Below are 19,291 nucleotides of genomic sequence, written 5' to 3' on the forward strand. Positions count from 1 at the left end.
AACCATGGCGTCTCCAGCTGAACTGTTTCAAAGCGCATTCGCCGCCTTCCAGCAGGGCCGCCTCCAGGAGGCCGAGCGCGGGTTCAGCAAGTTCTTGCGCAAGGATCCGAAGCATTTCCCGGCGCTGAATATTCTCGCCATCGTGCTGGTCGCGCTGAAGCGCCATGCGGAAGCCGAGCCGCATCTGAAAGCGGCCCTGCGCATCGATGCGACATCGGATGCTACGTTCTACAATTACGGCCTGGTGCTGAAGGCGCTGAACCGGCCGGATGAGGCGCTGCAGCGTTTTACCGAATCGCTGGCGCTCAATCCTGGCAATGCCGAAACGCTGAATAACCGTGGCACGGTTCTGAACGATCTGCGCGACTACCCCGCCGCGCTGGCTGATTTCGATCGCGCGCTGGTGCTCCGCCCGCGCTATGCCGCAGCCTTCTTCAACAAGAGCAAGTCGCTGGCGGAGTTGAAGCGCTATGACGAGGCGCTCGCAGCCTGCGGGTCGGCGCTCGCCTTGCAGCCCGATCTGGCGGAAGCTTGGTTTGGTCGCGGCTACATCTTTGGCCAGATGCGGATGCCGGCAGAAGCGGTGGAGGCCTATGGCCGCGCACGCCAGTTCAATCCGGACATGCCGCTGCTGAAGGGCAATCTGCTGCATCAGAAGATGCTGATCTGCGACTGGCATGACGCGAATGCGCTGATTGCCGAGATCGAGGTTGATCTCATAGTCGGCAAACTGGCCGCCGAGCCGTTTGGCTGGCAAGGCGTGGCCACTTCGGAACGCAGCCTGCAGCGCTGCGCCGAACTGACCAACGCCTCGCGCTTTCCCATGCAAGCTCCACTGCTGCGCGCGTCCCCGAGCGGGCCGAATGCAAAAATTCGTGTCGGCTATCTCTCGGGTGAATTTCGACAGCAGGCGACCTCGCTGCTGCTGGTCGGTGTGCTGGAGCAGCACGACAAAAGCGCATTCGAGATTTTCGCCATCGACAACGGGCATGACGACGGCAGCGACATCAGGCGACGCATCGCTGGCGCCGTGGATGGGATCGTCGATATCTCCACACTGAACGATCCGCAGGCGGTGGACGCCATTCGTGCGCAGCGCATCGACATCCTCGTCAATCTCAACGGCTATTTCGGCGAGCAGCGCACCGGCGTATTCGCGCGCAGGGCCGCGCCGGTGCAGGTCAATTATCTCGGCTTTCCCGGCACGCTCGGCGCGGGTTTCATGGATTACATCCTCGCCGATCAGCACGTCCTGCCGCCCGAGCACCGGCAATTCTATAGCGAGAAGGTGGCCTGGCTGCCGAATTGCTATCAGGCCAATGACGATCGCCGGGAGATATCGACGCGTGCATTCGCGCGCGCGGAGGTCGGCTTGCCTGCGCAGGGCTTCGTGTTCTGTTGCTTCAACAATGCCTACAAGATCACGCCCGATGTCTTCGATAGCTGGACGCGGATTCTGTCAGCCGTTGACGGTAGCGTTCTCTGGCTGCTGGAGGACAGCGCTGCGGCTGTGGCGAATCTGCGCCGCGAAGCGGAATTGCGGGGCATCGCCCCCGCGCGTCTGGTGTTTGCCGCGCGCATGCTGCCGGCCGAGCACCTGGCGCGGCATCGTTGTGCGGATCTATTTCTCGATACGTTGCCGTACAATGCGCATACGACAGCGAGCGACGCATTATGGGCTGGATTGCCGTTGCTGACGTGTCGTGGAGAAACCTTTGCAGGGCGCGTTGCCGCGAGTCTTCTGCAGAATCTGGGTGTGCCGGAGTTGATTGCGGCGAAGCGAGATGACTATGAGCGTATGGCGATCGAGCTGGCGGAAAATCCCGAGCGGTTGTCGTCGATCCGGGAGAAATTATCGGCCAATCGTCTGAACATGCCGGCCTTCGACACCCGGTGTCTGGCGCGTGATATCGAAACCGCATTTCGCAAAATGGCCGAACGGGCCCGGGCAGGGCTGGCGCCAGCCCACATCATGTTTCCCGCTAACGATAGCGGCCAATAATATATTTGATTGAGCAAATCAGGTATTGCGCTCAACATTCTGGCTCATGTAATATTTTCGTGCGCAGCCGGCAAATTTTTGACGGCCCTAAGTCTTCGAGGAGACTCGCGCACTCTGCTGTAAATCTCCGAAACCACCGGCAATGCCCTGCCGGTGGTTTTTCGGCTTTTTTGGGGCCAGTTTCGAGTGGCCCGCTGGTATTCCAGGATTATTGCTAACGCGGAAGGGCGCGGGAACTGTGTCATGCCGGCACGTCCTTGAATCAGTCCAACCCCCTCTGAAAACGGCAGAATTGCTGCTGACCAGATCGGCAGCATGAGATGGAATCTGTCGCAGAGGCATCCAAATTATGACCTGTTGCCCGTCGTTGCATATCAGGACTGACGAGCTATCTGACCGAAATTGCTAGAGATTTCTTGCTTTTTGAGCAAGTTGTGGCTAAAAGCCGCTCATCGTGGAGAGTATGAATAATGGCGCATAACTACGCAATTAATGAGGACGTTCACCACCAGCTGCAGGGGCCGCAGGGCCGTTCCACCATCAAGGAACGCAGCATCTACACCATCACCTCTCGCCTTCCGATCGAAGCCGATGGTCGCCCGCGTTACCGGATCAAGAGCAAGTCCGAGAACATCGAGCGTGTCGTGACCGAAGAGCAGATCAGCCGCCTGGGTTGATCTCGGATCAGCCTTCTTGCTGATCGTACTTGCCGTTTGCTGTCGTCGCCGGGGCCTTGGACCCCGCGACGAAGCAGACCGCCCCAAAGACCCCAACCAGATTCTATCTTGAAGCGGGAAGCTTGGCCGGGGCTGATCTCTACTCGTCCTGCTGCGATGGTTGCGGCAAGGCGGCTTCGCACCATATGCTTTGCCCCGAGGGCGGGTACCGAAGGCCACACACGCGATCGTCGCGCCGCACCTCGGCAAAATGATGTGGTCGGAGCGGGGCGTCCCTTGATCGAAAAACTTGAACTGCTGTTGTCGCTGGCGAAGGAACGGCATTTCGGCCGCGCCGCGGAAGCTTGCGGCGTGACGCAGCCCACCATGTCCACGAGCCTCAAGCAGCTCGAGGACATGCTCGGCGTGATGCTGGTGCAGCGCGGCTCGCGCTTCCAGGGGTTTACGCCGGAAGGCGAACGCGCACTCGATTGGGCACGCCGCATCGTCGGCGATGCTCGCGCGATGAAGCAGGAAATCAACGGCCTCAAGGACAGTCTGTCCGGCGAGATCCGCATCGCCGCAATTCCTACGGTGCTCGGCATGGTCGCCTCACTGACGACGCCGTTTCGTGCGCGGCATCCCGATGTGCGGTTTCGCATCGTGTCCTGCACCTCCACGGCCGTGCTCGGTCTGCTTGAAAATCTCGAAGTCGATGCGGGCCTGACCTACATCGAGAACGAACCGCTCGGCAAAGTGCGTTCGATCCCGCTTTATAAAGAAAGCTACCGGCTGCTGACCTCGCCGGACAGCATGTTCGGCGATCGCAAGAGTGTCACCTGGTCCGAAGTCGGCCAAGTGCCGCTGTGCCTGCTGACCCCCGATATGCAGAATCGACGCATCATCGATCGTGCCCTGAAGTCGGTCGGCGCCGAGGCGATGCCGATGCTGACGTCGAATTCGATCATCGTGCTCTATACCCATGTGAAGACCGGCCGTTGGGCCAGCGTGATGCCGGCCAAGCTGGCGGAGACGCTGGGTCTGACCGCCAATGACTCGGTCCGTATGATCCCGATCGTCGATCCTGTGGTGAATTATGGCGTCGGCCTTGTGGTGCCCCAGCGCGATCCCATGACCCCGCTGGTGGCGACTCTGGTCCAGATCGCCCGGGAGGTTGCACCGTCGCTGGAGGCGTAAGACCTTCGTTTCGGGCGCTGTAATTGCTGCGCTGCAACCAAGCTAACCATTTCAAATTCATCGATTTCGCCGGGTGTCGATACCGTTTCCGTATCGCAGCATGAGACAGCTTTATTGATCTTTGGATCGATTCCAATTTTGATTGGTTTTCCAGTCATAAGATCAATCGAGTACCGGGATGAACGCAGCCTACGAGCCGAATGCTTATGAGCCTTGGAGTGCTGACCGAGGCACCGAGATCATCGAGAGCCTGTCCCATGTGGAAGGCGGCGTGATCGTGATTCTGCATGCGATGCAGGAAGCCTTCGGTTATGTGCCAGAGCCGGCAATCCCGATGATCGCGCTGGCGCGTAACCTGTCGCGCGCTGAGGTCCATGGCGTGTTCACCTTCTATCACGACTTCCGGCATGAACCGGCTGGCAAACATGTGCTGAAGATCTGCCGGGCCGAGGCTTGCCAGGCGGCCGGCGGCGACGCGCTGGCTGCGCGCGCGGAAGCGAAATTGGGAGTAAAATTCGGAAACACGACGGCGGATCAGCGTGTTACGTTGGAGCCGATCTATTGCCTCGGGCTCTGCGCCACGGCGCCATCGGCGATGCTCGATGGCCGTCTGGTTGGCCGCCTCGATGAGAAGCGCATCGATGCGCTGGTCGCGGAGGCACAGCGATGACATCGTCTGATAAAACTCTGAAGATCTACATTCCGCGCGATGCGGCCGCCGTTTCCGTCGGTGCCGATGAACTCGTCAGTGCCTTCGAAGCGGAGGCTCAAAAGCGCAAGCTTGCAATCGAGATCATTCGCCCCGGTTCGCGCGGATTGCTGTGGCTGGAGCCGATGATCGAAGTCGCGACGCCGGAAGGTCGCGTCGCCTTCGGGCCGGTCGAAGAGAAAGACGTTGCGTCGGTGCTCGATGCGATGGTCGCAAACGGCTCTCACGCGCTGCGTCTTGGTGTCGCGGAGGAGATTCCGTGGCTCAAGAAGCAGACGCGTCTGACCTTTGTGCGCTGCGGCGTCGTCGATCCCCGGTCGGTCGAGGATTACATCGCGCATGATGGCTACAGGGGCCTCACTCGCGCGCTGACGCTGGATAGCGCCGGCATCATTGCCGACGTCACCACATCCGGCCTGCGTGGCCGCGGTGGCGCTGGCTTCCCGACCGGTATCAAGTGGAAGACCGTTGCCGATACCAAAGCCGATCGTAAATTCATCGTCTGCAATGCGGACGAGGGCGACAGCGGCACCTTCGCCGACCGCATGATCATGGAAGGCGATCCCTTCGTGGTGATCGAAGGCATGACCATTGCCGGCATCGCGGTGGGCGCCACCAAGGGCTACATCTATATCCGTTCGGAATATCCGCATGCCGTCGAGGCGATGAATGAGGGTATCGCTGCCGCCAAGCGCGCCGGTTATCTCGGCGACAAGATTCGCGGCTCGGCGCACGCATTCGATCTCGAAGTCCGCGTCGGCGCCGGCGCCTATGTCTGCGGCGAGGAGACCTCACTGCTGGAGAGTCTCGAAGGCCGTCGCGGCATCGTCCGCGCCAAGCCGCCGCTGCCGGCGCATAAAGGCCTGTTCGGCAAGCCGACGGTCATCAACAACGTCCTCTCGTTTGCGGCGATACCGTTCATCCTCGACAACGGCGCCAAGGCCTATGCGGATTACGGCATGGGCCGCTCGCGTGGCACGATGCCGATCCAGCTCGCGGGTAACATCAAGTTCGGCGGCCTCTTCGAAGTCGCTTTCGGCATCACGCTGGGTGAGCTGATTGATGATATCGGCGGCGGCACCTTCACCGGCAAGCCGGTCCGCGCGGTGCAGGTCGGCGGTCCGCTCGGTGCCTACTTCCCGCGCGAATTGTTCGACACGCCGTTCGACTACGAGGCCTTCGCCAAGCGCGACGGCCTGATCGGCCATGGCGGCATCGTGGTGTTCGACGACACCGTCGACATGTCGAAGCAGGCGCGTTTCGCGATGGAATTTTGCGCCATCGAATCCTGCGGCAAGTGCACGCCGTGCCGCATCGGCTCCACCCGCGGCGTCGAGACCATCGACAAGATCCGCCGTGGTGAACGCGTCGCCGAGAACATCGCCGTGCTGCAGGACCTCAGCAACACCATGAAGTTCGGTTCGCTCTGTGCGCTGGGCGGCTTCACGCCGTATCCGGTGATGAGTGCGCTGAAACATTTCCCCGGAGATTTCGGCCCGGCGCCATCGCGCCTTCAGGCCGCAGAGTAAAGGAGCAACACATGTCGCTCGTTCACGAAATCGATTTTGGTACGCCGCGTTCGAAGTCCGAAAAGATGGTCACGCTGACCATTGACGGGCAGAGCGTCTCGGTGCCCGAGGGCACCTCCATCATGCGCGCCGCCATGGAGATGGGCACGCAGATTCCGAAACTCTGCGCCACCGACATGGTGGATGCCTTCGGCTCCTGTCGTCTCTGTCTCGTCGAGATCGAAGGCCGCGCGGGCACGCCGGCCTCCTGCACCACGCCGGCCATGGAAGGCCTCGTGGTTCATACCCAGAATGCGCGACTCGCGGCGCTGCGTAAGGGCGTGATGGAGCTCTATATCTCCGACCATCCGCTCGACTGTCTCACCTGCGCCGCCAATGGTGATTGCGAATTGCAGGATATGGCCGGTGCCGTCGGCCTGCGCGACGTGCGCTACGGCTATGACGGCGAGAACCATGTGTTCGCCAAGTCTGGCCCGAAGCACAATCACAATTCGCCGGAAGCCTGCGAAAATGATCACTGGATGGCGAAGGACGAGTCGAATCCGTACTTCACCTATGACCCCTCCAAGTGCATCGTCTGCTCGCGCTGCGTCCGCGCCTGCGAAGAAGTACAGGGCACTTTCGCGCTGACGATCTCCGGCCGCGGCTTCGAGAGCCGCGTCTCGCCGGGCATGAGCGAGAGCTTCCTGGGTTCGGAATGCGTGTCCTGCGGCGCCTGCGTGCAGGCCTGCCCGACCGCGACGCTGACCGAGAAGGCCGTGATCGAGATCGGCCAGCCCGAGCACTCGGCTGTGACCACCTGCGCCTATTGCGGCGTCGGCTGTACCTTCAAGGCGGAAATGCGCGGCGAGGAGCTGGTGCGCATGGTGCCGTACAAGGACGGCAAGGCCAATCGCGGCCATTCCTGCGTCAAGGGCCGTTTCGCCTGGGGCTATGCGAACCACAAGGAGCGCATCCTCAATCCGATGATTCGCGAGAAAATCACCGATCCATGGCAGGAAGTGTCATGGGATGAGGCCTTCAATTTCGCGGCCAAGAAGTTCAAGGGCATCCAGGCCAAACACGGCAAAGACTCCATCGGCGGCATCACCTCGTCGCGCTGCACCAATGAAGAAGTATTCGTGGTGCAGAAGCTGATCCGCGCCGGCTTCGGCAACAACAACGTCGATACCTGCGCGCGCGTCTGCCATTCGCCGACGGGCTACGGCCTGTCCTCGACCTTTGGTACCTCGGCCGGCACGCAGGATTTCGACTCGGTGGAAGATACCGATGTCGTGATGATCATCGGCGCCAACCCGACCGATGGCCATCCGGTGTTTGCATCGCGCCTGAAGAAGCGTTTGCGCGCCGGCGCCAAGCTGATCGTGGTCGATCCGCGCCAAACCGATATCGTGCGCTCGGCCCATATCGAGGCACAGCACCATCTGCCCCTGATGCCCGGCACTAATGTCGCCGTGCTCACCGCGCTGGCCCATGTCATCGTCACCGAAGGCCTCGCCGACGAGACCTTCATCCGCGAGCGCTGTGACTGGAGCGAGTTCGAGGACTGGGCGGCCTTCGTCGCGCAGCCGAACCACAGCCCCGAAGCCACCGCCATCATGACCGGCGTAGATCCGAAGGAGCTGCGCGCCGCCGCCCGTTTGTTCGCCACCGGTGGCAACGGTGCGATCTATTACGGTCTCGGCGTCACCGAGCACAGTCAGGGTTCGACCACCGTAATCGCGATCGCGAACCTCGCGATGGCGACCGGCAATATCGGCCGTCCCGGCGTCGGCGTGAATCCGCTGCGCGGCCAGAACAACGTGCAGGGCTCCTGCGACATGGGCTCGTTCCCGCACGAGCTGCCGGGCTACCGCCACATCTCGGGCGATGCGGTGCGCGAGCAGTTCGAAGCGATGTGGAACGTCAAGCTCAACAGTGAGCCGGGCCTGCGCATTCCCAACATGTTCGATGCCGCCACCGAAGGCACTTTCATGGGCCTCTACGTGCAGGGCGAAGACATCCTGCAGTCCGACCCCAACACCAAGCATGTGGTCGCGGCGCTGTCGGCGATGGAATGCGTCATCGTCCACGACCTGTTCCTGAACGAGACCGCCAACTACGCCCACGTGTTCTTCCCGGGCTCCACCTTCCTGGAGAAGAACGGCACTTTCACCAATGCCGAACGTCGTATTCAGCGCGTCCGCAAGGTGATGTCGCCGAAAAATGGTCTTGAGGATTGGGAAGTGACCTTGGGATTCGCCAAGGCACTCGGCTATGAAATGTCCTACAATCACCCCTCGGAGATCATGGACGAAATCGCGGCGCTGACGCCGACTTTCGCCGGCGTCTCCTATGCGAAGCTGGAGGAGGTTGGTTCGGTGCAGTGGCCGTGTAACGAGAAGCAGCCTCTGGGCACCCCGATCATGCATATGGATGGCTTCGTGCGCGGCAAGGGCAAGTTCATGCTCACCGAATACATCGCCACCGACGAGCGTACCGGGCCGCGCTTCCCGCTACTGCTCACCACCGGCCGTATTCTCAGCCAGTACAATGTCGGCGCGCAGACACGGCGCACCGAGAATGTGGTCTGGCATGAAGAGGATCGTCTGGAGCTGCATCCGCATGACGCCGAACTGCGTGGCATCCGCGACGGCGACTGGGTGAAGCTGCAGAGCCGCGCCGGCGAGACGACGTTGCGTGCGCTGCTAACCGAGCGTATGGCGCCGGGCGTGGTCTATACGACCTTCCATCACCCGACCACGCAGGCCAACGTCATCACCACCGAGTTCTCGGACTGGGCCACCAATTGCCCGGAATACAAGGTGACGGCGGTGCAGATCTCGCCCTCGAACGGTCCGTCCGAGTGGCAGAAGGAATATGACGAACAGGCCCGCCAGTCGCGCCGGATTGCCATGCCTGTCGTGGAAGCGGCAGAGTAGGTCTGGAAACCAGAGATGCACGATCCGGTTCGCTCAGTCCCCCGCAAGATCTGGCGCCAGTCCGGCGTTAGCGAGGGGCTGCGCGCGGTGCCGGAAGAGACCGCGCTGGCGATCACCTATAATGGCGGCACCTATGCCGTCATGATGGGGACGCCGCAGGACTATCGCGACTTCGCCTATGGCTTCAGCCTGAGCGAAGGCGTGGTCACCTCGATCGACGAGATCGAGAGTTTCGAGGCCGTTGAATTCGACGATGGCGTTGAGCTGCGCATGTGGCTCGCAGGCGAGAAGGCCGAGAGCATTAGCGCGCGGCGCCGGCAGATCGCCGGGCCGACTGGCTGCGGTCTGTGCGGCATCGACTCGATTTCTGAAGCCGTTAAGCCGGCGGCCATCGTCGCGCCCGGCGGCGCGTTCTCCTTCGACCAGATCATGGCGGCGATGGAGACGCTGTCGCCACTGCAGAAGGTCAACATCCAGACCCGCGCCGTGCACGCCGCGGCGTTCTGGACGCCGGCCGACGGCATCGTCGCGTTGCGTGAGGATGTCGGCCGTCACAATGCGCTCGACAAGCTGGCCGGCGCGCTGGCGCAGGCCAAGGTCGATGCAGGGCGGGGCATGGTGCTGCTCACCAGCCGCGTCTCCGTCGAGATGGTGCAAAAGACGGCTGCCATCGGCGCGCCGCTCATGGTGTCGGTCTCGGCCCCCACCGCACTGGCCATCCGCATGGCGGAAGCCGCAGGCATTACGTTGGCCGCGATCGCGCGCAGCGACGGGTTCGAAGTTTTCACACATCAGCATCGCGTACGTCAGCACGGCGTCACCGCGGATGCATCAGGGCAAGAGCATGGACACCCACACATCGACGTCGCCTGACCGGCTGATCTATATGGCCAACCAGATCGGCGACTTCTTCAACAGCCAGGGCCACGATCACGCCGTGGCCGGCATTGCCGAGCACATCAAGAAGTTCTGGGATCCGCGCATGCGGAAGAAGATCTTCGAACATCTGGATGCGGGCGGCGCCGGGCTGAAGCCGAACGTCCTCGAGGCGATCGCTTCGCTGAAGAAGTAGCTCAACCCGCACTCGTCATTCCGGGGCGCGGGCGCGTCTTCGTAGACGCGAACCCGGAATCTGGACATGGCATGGCGCTGTCGGAGACTCCCATGCTGAGATTCCGGGTTCGCGATCGCCAAGCGGCGCTCGCGCCCCGGAATGAGGGTGTAGGGTGCCGCGACGAAACCTAGCCCGCTTCCTGCGGCGTCTGCGGTTTCAGCGCCAGCGCATGTACCGTTCCCGCAAGTTCCGCCGCCAGCAGTTCGTTGATCATGCGATGGCGGTCGATCCGGCTCTTCCCTTCGAAGGCCTCCGACACAATATTGACCCTGAAGTGGGTTTCACCCTCCGGGCGGTGGCCCATGTGACCGGCATGCAGATGCGATTCATCTGAAACGTCGAGGCTGAGGGGCGCGAAAGCCTCTGTCAGCTTCTTTGTGATGTTATCTTTCATGGTCATGATGGCCGGCTTAGCGGTTTGCCCCGCTCATGGTCAATCACGATGTGGCGACCATATTGGTGCGGCGCAGGGCGCCGAATGAGGTAATCGGAATGTCAAGACTTGAAGCTTTTTGCATTGCGTTGTCATAGTCAGCCATGCCCATCGACTCATCCAAATTCTTCGACAGCATCCGTATCAAGCCGAACAAGCTGAGCGCGAAGCAGCAGGCCGCTGCGCGCGAAGAAGCTATTATGTGTGAGTGGCCCGAGTGCAAGAACAAGGGTCCGCATCGCGCGCCCAAGGGCCGTGCGCAGGACAAGGAATACTGGCACTTCTGCCTGAACCATGTCCGCGAATACAATCAGGGCTACAACTTCTTCCAGGGTATGGCCCCGGACGCGGTCGCCAAGTACCAGAAGGACGCGCTGACCGGCCATCGTCCGACCTGGAAGATGGGCGCCAACGGCTCTGCGGACAAAACCAAGGCCGGGCAGCCCGACCTCGACGGCGCGATCGATCCGTTTGCCATGTTCAACGAGATGAACGGCATGGGTATGGGGCGCGGCCGGGCCCGCAAGCCGCAGCAGCCGATCAAGGAAGAAACCCGCAAGATCTTCAATGCCGAGCGCAAGGCGCTGCAAGTCATGGGTCTCGGCCCCAGCGCGACGCTGGACGACGTCAAGGCGCAGTACAAGGCGCTGGTGAAGCAGCACCACCCCGACGCCAATGGCGGCGACCGCTCCACCGAGGACCGGTTGATCGAAATCATCAAGGCTTACAACTACTTGAAGACCGTGGTCCGGGGCTCCTGAGGCGCTCCGAGATTGTCCACGCCCTTGCCAATGTTCGTCGTGCCCGGCCAGCGCGAAGCGAGCTTCGCTGGATGTGCCGGGGCATCCACGTCTTTGGCTGCGAGTGAACAAAGACGTAGGTGGCCGGGACAAGCCCGGCCATGAGGGTCGAGAGCGCTGCCAAACTATTAAGCATAACCCATCGCCGCCTGCTTAATTCGCCTTCCCGCCAGATACCGCCGCAATTCCGCCCGGCCTGAGATCTTCAATCTCTGTTGACCATCGCCGGAACGGAACCTGTTGCTCACGGCCAGTTGCCTTGCGAGCAAGGGGCCTTAAGGCTAATATTTGCGTACGAATAAGGGCTCATTTGTCTTTATTCCTTGGGGTGTCGACGTCCCGTCGGCTGCGGAGCTTGGCTTTGAAACATCGCTCGCTTGTTCGCGCGCTGCTGACGTTGGTCGTACTTGCGACAGGCGTGGTGTTGGCCGGCTGCAACGGCGAAGACATGTCACTCGCCAGCAACGCGAAGGCGAACCAGCCCGTTCCTCCCAAGCTCGTCGCCGAGATGACCGAAAAGGACATGGACCTGCAGTCGCCGATGCTGGTCCGTGTGTTCAAGCAGGAAGCCGAACTCGAAGTCTGGAAGCAGAATCGCTCCGGCCAGTTCGCGCTGCTGAAGACCTATCCGATCTGCCGCTGGTCCGGCGATCTCGGTCCGAAGGTCAAGGAAGGCGATCGCCAGGCACCGGAAGGTTTCTATGCGATCACGCCGGCGCAGATGAATCCGCGCTCGTCCTATTATCTCTCGTTCAATACCGGTTTCCCCAACGCCTTCGACAAGTCGCTGGGACGCACCGGTTCGCAGTTGATGGTGCACGGCGATTGCTCGTCGCGGGGCTGTTTCGCCATGACCGACGAACAGATCGCCGAGATCTATTCGCTGGGCCGTGAATCCTTCTTCGGCGGGCAGCGCTCGTTCCAGTTCGCGGCGTTTCCGTTCAAGATGACGCCGGTCAACATGGCCAAGCATCGCAACAACCCGAACATGCCGTTCTGGAAGATGATCAAGCAGGGCTATGATCATTTCGAAGTGACGCGGCAGGAGCCGAAGGTCGAGTTCTGCGAGAACAAGTATGTGTTCGATCCGGCCGCACCTGCAGGATCGACCAAGCCGCTGGTGTTCAATGCCTCGGCCAAGTGCCCAGTCTACCAGATTCCGTCCGAGATCGCCGATGCCGTCAGCGCCAAGCAGGCGCAGGATGATGCGAAGATTGCCGAACTGGTTGCCAAGGGCACGCCGGTCGCACAGCGCCGTCCCGATATCGACGGCGGCATGAACCGCGTCTTCGCCTCCAAACTGCCCGATGGCGCCACCGGCTTGTCGGATCCGGAGCCGCCGGGCGTGCAGACCGCCGCCTATTCGCGCGCACCGGGCACGATCCCGCCGCACGTCAATCCGCCGAAGGCCAATGCTGCGGCCTCGACGTCCTATTCGGCCTCGCTGTTCGCAGCGTCGGAAGAACCCGTCGTCGCCGCGCCCTCCACGCGTGTCGCGTCGGCCTCGTCGGATGGTGGCTTCTTCAGCAATCTCGCCAAGAAGGTCGGCATCGGCGGCTCGGAAACGACCGCCACCGCAACTACGGCGCCAGCCGCTCCCGTGCCGACACCGGCCGCAAAGCCGAAGGCCGTCGCCAGCAAGGCCGCCCCGTCGGCTGCTCCTGCGACGCCTGCTTCTGTAGCTGCAGCGAAGCCGGCCGCTGCACCCGCACCGCTCGTCGCCACCCCACGCCCGCCGCTCAAGCCGACGCTGTCGGCCGAACCATCCACGCCAGCCTCCGGCGGCGGCGCCGGCACAGCCGCGCTGTCAGGCGCAGCCCCGGTCGTGTCCGCGAATTCGTTCACGGATCGCTTCTCGGCGATGCGCTGAGGCGCGTCGCTCTTCCTGCAGACATATCGCTCACGTGTGATTGGCGCCGTGGTCGCTGACGCGTTTGACAATACTCACCTGACGCACGCCATCGAGCTCCTGCAGCTTCGAAGGATAGCTCGCGATATCCTGTGACGACACCTTGCTAAGCAGGATCGAGAGCTGGTCGGTGCCCTGGGGATCGCGGCTTTCCACCAGGAAGCGCTTCACCTGGCCGGCGCGCAGCGAGAGTGTCTCGCGCAGCAATTCCGGCGTCAGGCCGTTGTTCTCGACTTCCACCTTCAGCATGCAGGTCTGGTTGCGCGAACGATAGGTCTCCTCGAGCGGCTTGATACCGACGAGGATGATCAGGATGATCACCGTCGATGCGCCGGCCGCGAGATACAATCCGCCGCCGACTGCGAGCCCGATCGCCGCCACCGTCCAGATGCTTGCCGCCGTGGTCAGTCCCTTGACGATCTCGCCGCGCGCCAGGATCGATCCCGCACCGAGAAAGCCGATGCCGGACACCACCTGCGCTGCGATACGCGATGGATCGAGCACGACATTGGATTGCGTGAGCAGGATGTTGGAGAAGCCGTATTGTGAGACCAGCATGATCAGGCAGGAGCCGACGCAGACCAGCATATGCGTGCGGATGCCCGCGGCCCAGAGCAGCCGCTCCCGCTCGAAACCGATCAGACTGCCGAGCGCCGCGGCGGAGATCAGGCGGATCAACATTTCGGAATTGGACATCATCGGCACGCCCCCTCATTCCTGCGGCCGCTCGTGTCGGCACGATGGAACAGGCTAGTCCTCTGCGACGCGTTGTCCAATCGTCGTCAGCGGCGTCCAGCGCAGTGCTTGGCTGCGTGAATGCGTGGAACCAACAGCCCAAAGAAAAATCCCTCCCGAACGGGGAGGGATTTCAGATGGCTTCGCGATCTAACCGGTGGTCGGCTTACGCATACCGCCCGTGACAGTGCTTGAACTTCTTGCCGGAGCCGCACGGGCAGTCCTCGTTGCGGCCGACCTTGCCCCAGGTGTCCTGGTTGTTCGGATCACGGGCGACGGCGGGCTGTTGCTGGCCCATCGGTGCCAGCGCCGCATTGGCGAAGGCCATTTCGTCTTCGCCGGTGTTGTAGTCGAGCTTGTGGGCTTCCATGACAGGCAGTTCGGGCTGCACGTCCGGCGGCACGATTTCGACGCGCATCAATTGTGCGGTGACGGCTTCGCGCAGATTGGCGATCATCGCCTCGAACAGGTTGAAGGCTTCCGCCTTGTATTCCTGCAGCGGATCGCGCTGGCCGTAGCCGCGCAGGCCGATGACCTGACGCAGGTGATCCAGCATCACCAGATGTTCGCGCCACAGATGATCCAGCGTCTGCAGCAGGATCGTCTTCTCGACGTAACGCATCACGTCGGGGCCCCACTGGGCGACCTTCGCGGCCATGTGCTCGTCGGCCTTCTGCTCGATACGGTTGAGCAGCTCCTCGTCAGCGATGCCTTCTTCCTTGGCCCATTCGTCCACCGGAAGATCGAGGTCGAGCACGCGCTTGAGCTCTTCCTTCAGGCCGGCCACGTCCCACTGCTCGGCATACTGGTTTTCCGGCACGTGTTTGGTGACGAGGTCCTCGACGAAGGCGCGGCGCATGTCGTTGACGGTCTCGGCGACGCTATCGTTCTGCATCAGGTCGACGCGCTGTTCGAAGATCACCTTGCGCTGGTCGTTCTGCACGTCGTCATATTTCAGCAGGTTCTTGCGGATGTCGAAGTTGCGCGCCTCGACCTTCTGCTGGGCTTTCTCGAGCGCCTTGTTGATCCACGGATGGATGATCGCTTCGCCTTCCTTCAGGCCGAGCCGCGTCAGCATCGTATCCAGACGATCCGAGCCGAAGATGCGCATCAGGTCGTCTTCCAGCGACAGGAAGAACTTGGACCGGCCAGGGTCGCCCTGACGGCCGGAGCGGCCGCGGAGCTGGTTGTCGATGCGGCGTGACTCATGGCGCTCGGAGCCCATGATGTAGAGGCCGCCGGGCTTCTCGACGGTCTTGGCCGGCTTGCTGCCCTTGGCGGGCTCGATCTCGACCACTTCCTTGGCGTTCAGCACGATTTCGCGGAAGCGCTCGATCTCGGCCTTGATCTCGGCGATCTTGGCAACCTTCTCGGCTTCGTCGGCGATATCGGCCGTTTCGATCTGCGCGCGCATCTCGACCGAGCCGCCGAGTTTGATGTCGGTGCCGCGGCCGGCCATGTTGGTGGCGATGGTGATGGCGCCGGGGACGCCGGCTTCGGCGACGATATAGGCTTCCTGCTCGTGGAAGCGCGCATTCAGCACCGCGAACAGTTTCGCCGGCTTGCCGGAACGCGCGGCCGCATAGAGCTTGTCCATCGCCTTCGGCTTGGTGAAGTCGATCAGCTTGTAGCCGTTCTTGAGCAGATACTCGCCAAGCACTTCCGATTTTTCGATCGACGCGGTGCCGACCAGTACCGGCTGCATCCGCGCATTGGCGCGCTCAATCTCGGCGAGGATGGCGGCGTGCTTCTCGTCCTGGGTGCGATAGACCTCGTCGTCCTCGTCCATGCGGCCGATGCCGACATTGGTGGGCACTTCGACGACTTCGAGCTTGTAGATGTCGAACAGTTCGTCCGCTTCGGTCAGCGCCGTGCCGGTCATGCCGGCCAGCTTCTTGTACATGCGGAAGTAGTTCTGGAACGTGATCGAGGCCAGCGTCTGGTTTTCCGGCTGGACCGTGACGTGTTCCTTGGCTTCCAGCGCCTGGTGCAGGCCTTCCGAATAACGGCGACCCTGCATCATGCGGCCGGTGAACTCGTCGATGATGATCACTTCGTCGTCGCGGACGATGTAGTCCTTGTCGCGGTTGAACAGCGAGTGGGCGCGCAGCGCCTGATTGATGTGATGCACGACGGAGACGTTCTCGACGTCATACAGCGTCTCGCCCTTGAGCTGGCCGGCATCGCGCAGCAGGGTTTCGATCTTCTCCATGCCTGCTTCGGTCAGCGTCACGGTGCGCTGCTTCTCGTCGACTTCGAAGTCGATGACCTTTTCGAGCTTGGGCAGGAAGGTGTCGATGGTGTTGTAGAATTCCGAGCGGTCGTCGAGCGGGCCGGAGATGATCAGCGGCGTACGCGCTTCGTCGATCAGGATCGAGTCGACTTCGTCGACGATGGCGTAGAAGTGCTTGCGCTGGACCATGTCCTCCAGCCGGTACTTCATGTTGTCGCGCAGATAGTCGAAGCCGTATTCGTTGTTGGTGCCGTAGGTGATGTCGCAGGCATAGGCCGCCTGGCGCTCGGCATCGTCGAGGCCGTGAACGATCACGCCGGTGGTGAGGCCCAGGAAGCTGTAGATCTGGCCCATCCAGCCGCTGTCGCGCTTGGCCAGGTAGTCGTTGACGGTCACGACATGCACGCCCTGGCCGGCGAGCGCGTTCAGATAGACGGCGAGGGTGGCGACCAGCGTCTTGCCTTCGCCGGTCTTCATCTCGGCGATGTCGCCCTCATGCAGCACCATGCCGCCGATCAGCTGCACGTCGAAGTGACGCTGGCCGAGGGTGCGCTTCGCGGCTTCGCGGACGGTGGCGAAAGCGGGAACGAGGAGATCGTCGAGAGTCTTGCCGGCTTCGAGTTGTGCCTTGAACTCGGCGGTGCGCGCTTTGAGCGCATCGTCCGACAGCGCTGCGACCTCAGGTTCCAGCGCGTTGATCGCGGCAACACGCGATTGATATCCCTTGACGCGGCGGTCGTTGGCAGAGCCGAAGAACTTGCGGGCGAGCGCGCCGATCATCACGAAATCCTGTCTTTAGCAATGCGGCCCGAAGGCCGTGGAATGGTGCAGCGGTCGCCCAGCCTCGTCATATCCAAAGTCTGTGGCGGATTGCTGTCTGGACCCCGGTGCGGAGCGCCAAAAAAGCAAGACCCCGGGAGATGAGTGGGAGCAGGGCAATCAGGGGTTCAATGACCACGGCGCGGCCGAAATCGCGCCTTCGCCACCGGCCCGGTCGGGGAGAGATATGGCCCGTGTGGGGGGTTGTCAACGGCGCGAACCTCTCAAGGATTTCATCATTTTGACAGAGTTTTCGCGTTGCCAAGACGGTACGTTTGGGAGAGTGTCCGCCGTCCCCAACAGGCTCTTATCCGAGATAAGGATTTTCCATGACCTTCGTATCGCTCGCCCTGACGCCGGGCCTGCGCCCGGGCCGCACCCTGGCTGCCCTGACCGGCGCCGTTGCGGTGGCCTTTCTCACCAGTTTCCCGGTTTACGCGCAGGATGCCAATCCGGTCCTCGCCAAGGTCAACGGCCAGGAAATCCGCCAGAGCGACGTCACCATTGCCGAGGAAGAGCTCGGCCCGAGCCTCGCCCAGATGGATCCCGCGACCCGGAAGGACAATGTGCTGTCGTTCCTGATCGACATGAAGATCGTCGCCAAGGCTGCCGAGGACAAGAAGATCGCCGATCGTGAGGATTTCAAGTCCAAGCTGGCCTTCGCCCGTAACCGCCTGCTCATGGACAACCTGTTGGCCGTCGAAGGCAAGGAAGCCCTGACCGACGACAACATGAAGAAGGTCTATGAGGACGCGGCCAAGCAGATCACCGGCGAAGCCGAAGTCCATGCCCGCCACATCCTGGTGGAGAGTGAGGCCGAGGCCAAGACGGTCGCCGACGAGCTGAAGAAGGGCGCCGATTTCGCCGAACTCGCCAAGAAGAAGTCGAAGGATCCGGGCGCGGCCGATGGCGGCGATCTGGGTTTCTTCACCAAGGACCAGATGGTGCCAGAATTCTCCGCCGTTGCCTTCGCGCTGGAGCCGGGCAAGATCTCGGACCCCGTGAAGTCGCAGTTCGGCTGGCACATCATCAAGGTCGAGGAAAAGCGCAACCGCAAGGCGCCGGAATTCGACCAGGTGAAGCCGCAGATCGAACAGTATGTCGTGCGCAAGGCACAGGCCGACTACGTCACCAAGTTGCGTGAAGGTGCCAAGGTCGAACGCATGGATCAGGCTGCTGCAACGCCTGCTCCGGCGGCACCCGCCGCGCCTGCCGCCAAGGACGCGCCGAAGCCGGCTGACAGCAAGATGGCTCCGGCAAAGAAGTAATTCTGGACTCGAAAAGCCCGCCCTCTGTCGAGAGGGCGGGCTTTTTGCTGCCTGTGCGTGGCTTCAGGCCTGCGTTTCGGTGACACGCTGCCGCTGCGTCACGTGGTAGCGCGGCGCTGGCGTCGCATGACCGAATTTGGTCGAGAGGGCGCGGCGATCTGCTTCGAAGCGGGTCCAGTTCGCGCCGTCCTGCAGGCCCGGAATGGTGACGAGCTCACCCTGGTCGAGGCCGGCCAATGCAGCATCGACCATGTCGTCGGCGCGCATCACTGTGGCCTGATCCATGTTCTGGTGCGGGTAGCCCGCGATGTCCCAGAATTCGGTGGCCGTTGCGCCCGGCAACACCGCCTGCACGCGGATGCCCTTGTCGGCGAGTTCATGCACCAGCGAATGGCTGAAGCTGAGCACATAGGCCTTGCTGGCTCCGTAGACGCCGTTGAGGATTTCTGCACCGATACCAACGATTGACGAGATGTTGATGATCGTGCCTTTGTTGCGCGCGACGAAGCCGGGCACGGCGGCATAGGTCAGCCGTGTCAGCGCGGTGATGTTCAGCGTGATCATGTCTTCCATTTTGTCGACATCGGCATTGAGCAACGGTGCCACCGCGCCGACTCCGGCATTGTTGACCAGCATCGTAATGCTCGCATCGTCGCGCAGCGCGGCTTCGACCTTTGCCAGATCGGCCTTGTTGCCGAGATCGGCGGCCAGCGTGCGGACCGATCGTCCGGTCTCGCTGGTCAGTCGCTTGGCGAGGGCCGCCAGGCGGTCCTGGTTCCGCGCCACCAGAATGAGATCATAGCCGCGCCTGGCCAGCCGGTCCGCATAAACGGCGCCAATACCCGTCGAGGCGCCCGTAATCAGTGCCGTGCCCTGATGTGAAATCGTCATTGTCGTTCTCCTGAATGCTCTCGGCCGCAGCGGCCGTGTCAGGAAACCTAGTCTTGCGCGCTCATGTCTCAAATG

At 62.0% G+C, this 19,291-nt stretch carries 15 protein-coding genes; 11 read left to right on the plus strand and 4 right to left on the minus strand.

All coding sequences use genetic code 11. The features are described 5' to 3' along the window. The first annotated feature begins 4 nt into the window (after window positions 1–4). From LPB73_RS27855 to LPB73_RS27890, 8 genes are all read left to right on the plus strand, one after another. Entirely contained in the window at window positions 5–2,002 is a 1,998-nt protein-coding gene (locus tag LPB73_RS27855; RefSeq protein ID WP_231078881.1) for a tetratricopeptide repeat protein, read from the plus strand. 470 nt (window positions 2,003–2,472) lie between these two features. Continuing rightward, window positions 2,473–2,679 (plus strand): hypothetical protein, encoded by a 207-nt coding sequence (locus LPB73_RS27860; protein ID WP_068729538.1) that lies wholly within the window; start codon window positions 2,473–2,475, stop codon window positions 2,677–2,679. Between the two features lie 276 nt (window positions 2,680–2,955). Next, a complete protein-coding gene (locus LPB73_RS27865; protein WP_068729536.1) occupies window positions 2,956–3,855 on the plus strand; it encodes a LysR family transcriptional regulator in 900 nt (299 codons plus the stop codon). A 178-nt stretch (window positions 3,856–4,033) separates the two neighbouring features. After that, a complete protein-coding gene (locus tag LPB73_RS27870; RefSeq protein ID WP_184512234.1) occupies window positions 4,034–4,525 on the plus strand; it encodes a formate dehydrogenase subunit gamma in 492 nt (163 codons plus the stop codon). Beyond that, window positions 4,522–6,093: a formate dehydrogenase beta subunit gene (locus tag LPB73_RS27875; RefSeq protein ID WP_231078882.1), complete on the plus strand. Its 1,572-nt coding sequence runs from the start codon at window positions 4,522–4,524 to the stop codon at window positions 6,091–6,093. Before LPB73_RS27870 ends, LPB73_RS27875 begins: the two co-directional genes overlap by 4 nt. Window positions 6,094–6,104: 11 nt before the next feature. After that, complete coding sequence (gene fdhF, locus LPB73_RS27880; protein ID WP_231078883.1) at window positions 6,105–9,014, plus strand: formate dehydrogenase subunit alpha; 2,910 nt, start codon at window positions 6,105–6,107, stop codon at window positions 9,012–9,014. 15 nt (window positions 9,015–9,029) lie between these two features. Next, a complete protein-coding gene (gene fdhD / locus LPB73_RS27885) occupies window positions 9,030–9,887 on the plus strand; it encodes a formate dehydrogenase accessory sulfurtransferase FdhD (RefSeq protein WP_231078884.1) in 858 nt (285 codons plus the stop codon). After that, window positions 9,859–10,086, plus strand: a complete 228-nt coding sequence (locus LPB73_RS27890) for a formate dehydrogenase subunit delta (RefSeq protein ID WP_068729526.1) — start codon at window positions 9,859–9,861, stop codon at window positions 10,084–10,086. The genes fdhD and LPB73_RS27890 overlap by 29 nt, the downstream gene beginning before the upstream one ends. A 169-nt stretch (window positions 10,087–10,255) precedes the next feature. On the opposite strand, the gene LPB73_RS27895 is transcribed toward LPB73_RS27890, so the two are convergent. Further along, the gene (locus LPB73_RS27895; RefSeq protein WP_184512230.1) at window positions 10,256–10,528 is read right to left on the minus strand and encodes a BolA family protein; all 273 of its coding nucleotides are present in this window, start codon (window positions 10,526–10,528) and stop codon (window positions 10,256–10,258) included. 137 nt (window positions 10,529–10,665) lie between these two features. Between LPB73_RS27895 and LPB73_RS27900 the strand changes: the two genes are divergently transcribed. Further along, the gene (locus LPB73_RS27900) at window positions 10,666–11,322 is read left to right on the plus strand and encodes a J domain-containing protein (RefSeq protein ID WP_089267780.1); all 657 of its coding nucleotides are present in this window, start codon (window positions 10,666–10,668) and stop codon (window positions 11,320–11,322) included. Window positions 11,323–11,722: 400 nt separating this feature from the next. Further along, a complete protein-coding gene (locus LPB73_RS27905) occupies window positions 11,723–13,231 on the plus strand; it encodes a L,D-transpeptidase family protein (RefSeq protein ID WP_231078885.1) in 1,509 nt (502 codons plus the stop codon). A gap of 30 nt (window positions 13,232–13,261) precedes the next feature. Here LPB73_RS27905 and LPB73_RS27910 read toward each other — a convergent pair whose 3' ends face one another. Together LPB73_RS27910 and secA are read right to left on the minus strand one after the other, a co-directional pair. Then, a complete protein-coding gene (locus LPB73_RS27910) occupies window positions 13,262–13,969 on the minus strand; it encodes an MgtC/SapB family protein (RefSeq protein WP_231078886.1) in 708 nt (235 codons plus the stop codon). A gap of 202 nt (window positions 13,970–14,171) precedes the next feature. Next, window positions 14,172–17,018, minus strand: coding sequence for a preprotein translocase subunit SecA (secA, locus tag LPB73_RS27915; RefSeq protein ID WP_231078887.1), 2,847 nt, complete (start codon window positions 17,016–17,018; stop codon window positions 14,172–14,174). A gap of 368 nt (window positions 17,019–17,386) precedes the next feature. Between secA and LPB73_RS27920 the strand changes: the two genes are divergently transcribed. Beyond that, complete coding sequence (locus LPB73_RS27920) at window positions 17,387–18,325, plus strand: peptidylprolyl isomerase (RefSeq protein WP_120287408.1); 939 nt, start codon at window positions 17,387–17,389, stop codon at window positions 18,323–18,325. A 63-nt stretch (window positions 18,326–18,388) separates the two neighbouring features. Here LPB73_RS27920 and LPB73_RS27925 read toward each other — a convergent pair whose 3' ends face one another. Beyond that, on the minus strand, window positions 18,389–19,216 hold the full coding sequence (locus LPB73_RS27925; RefSeq protein ID WP_231078888.1) for an SDR family NAD(P)-dependent oxidoreductase: 828 nt from the start codon (window positions 19,214–19,216) through the stop codon (window positions 18,389–18,391). Window positions 19,217–19,291 lie beyond the last annotated feature (75 nt).

The sequence above is a fragment of the Tardiphaga sp. 37S4 genome (genome assembly GCF_021044645.1).
Classification (GTDB): domain Bacteria; phylum Pseudomonadota; class Alphaproteobacteria; order Rhizobiales; family Xanthobacteraceae; genus Tardiphaga; species Tardiphaga robiniae.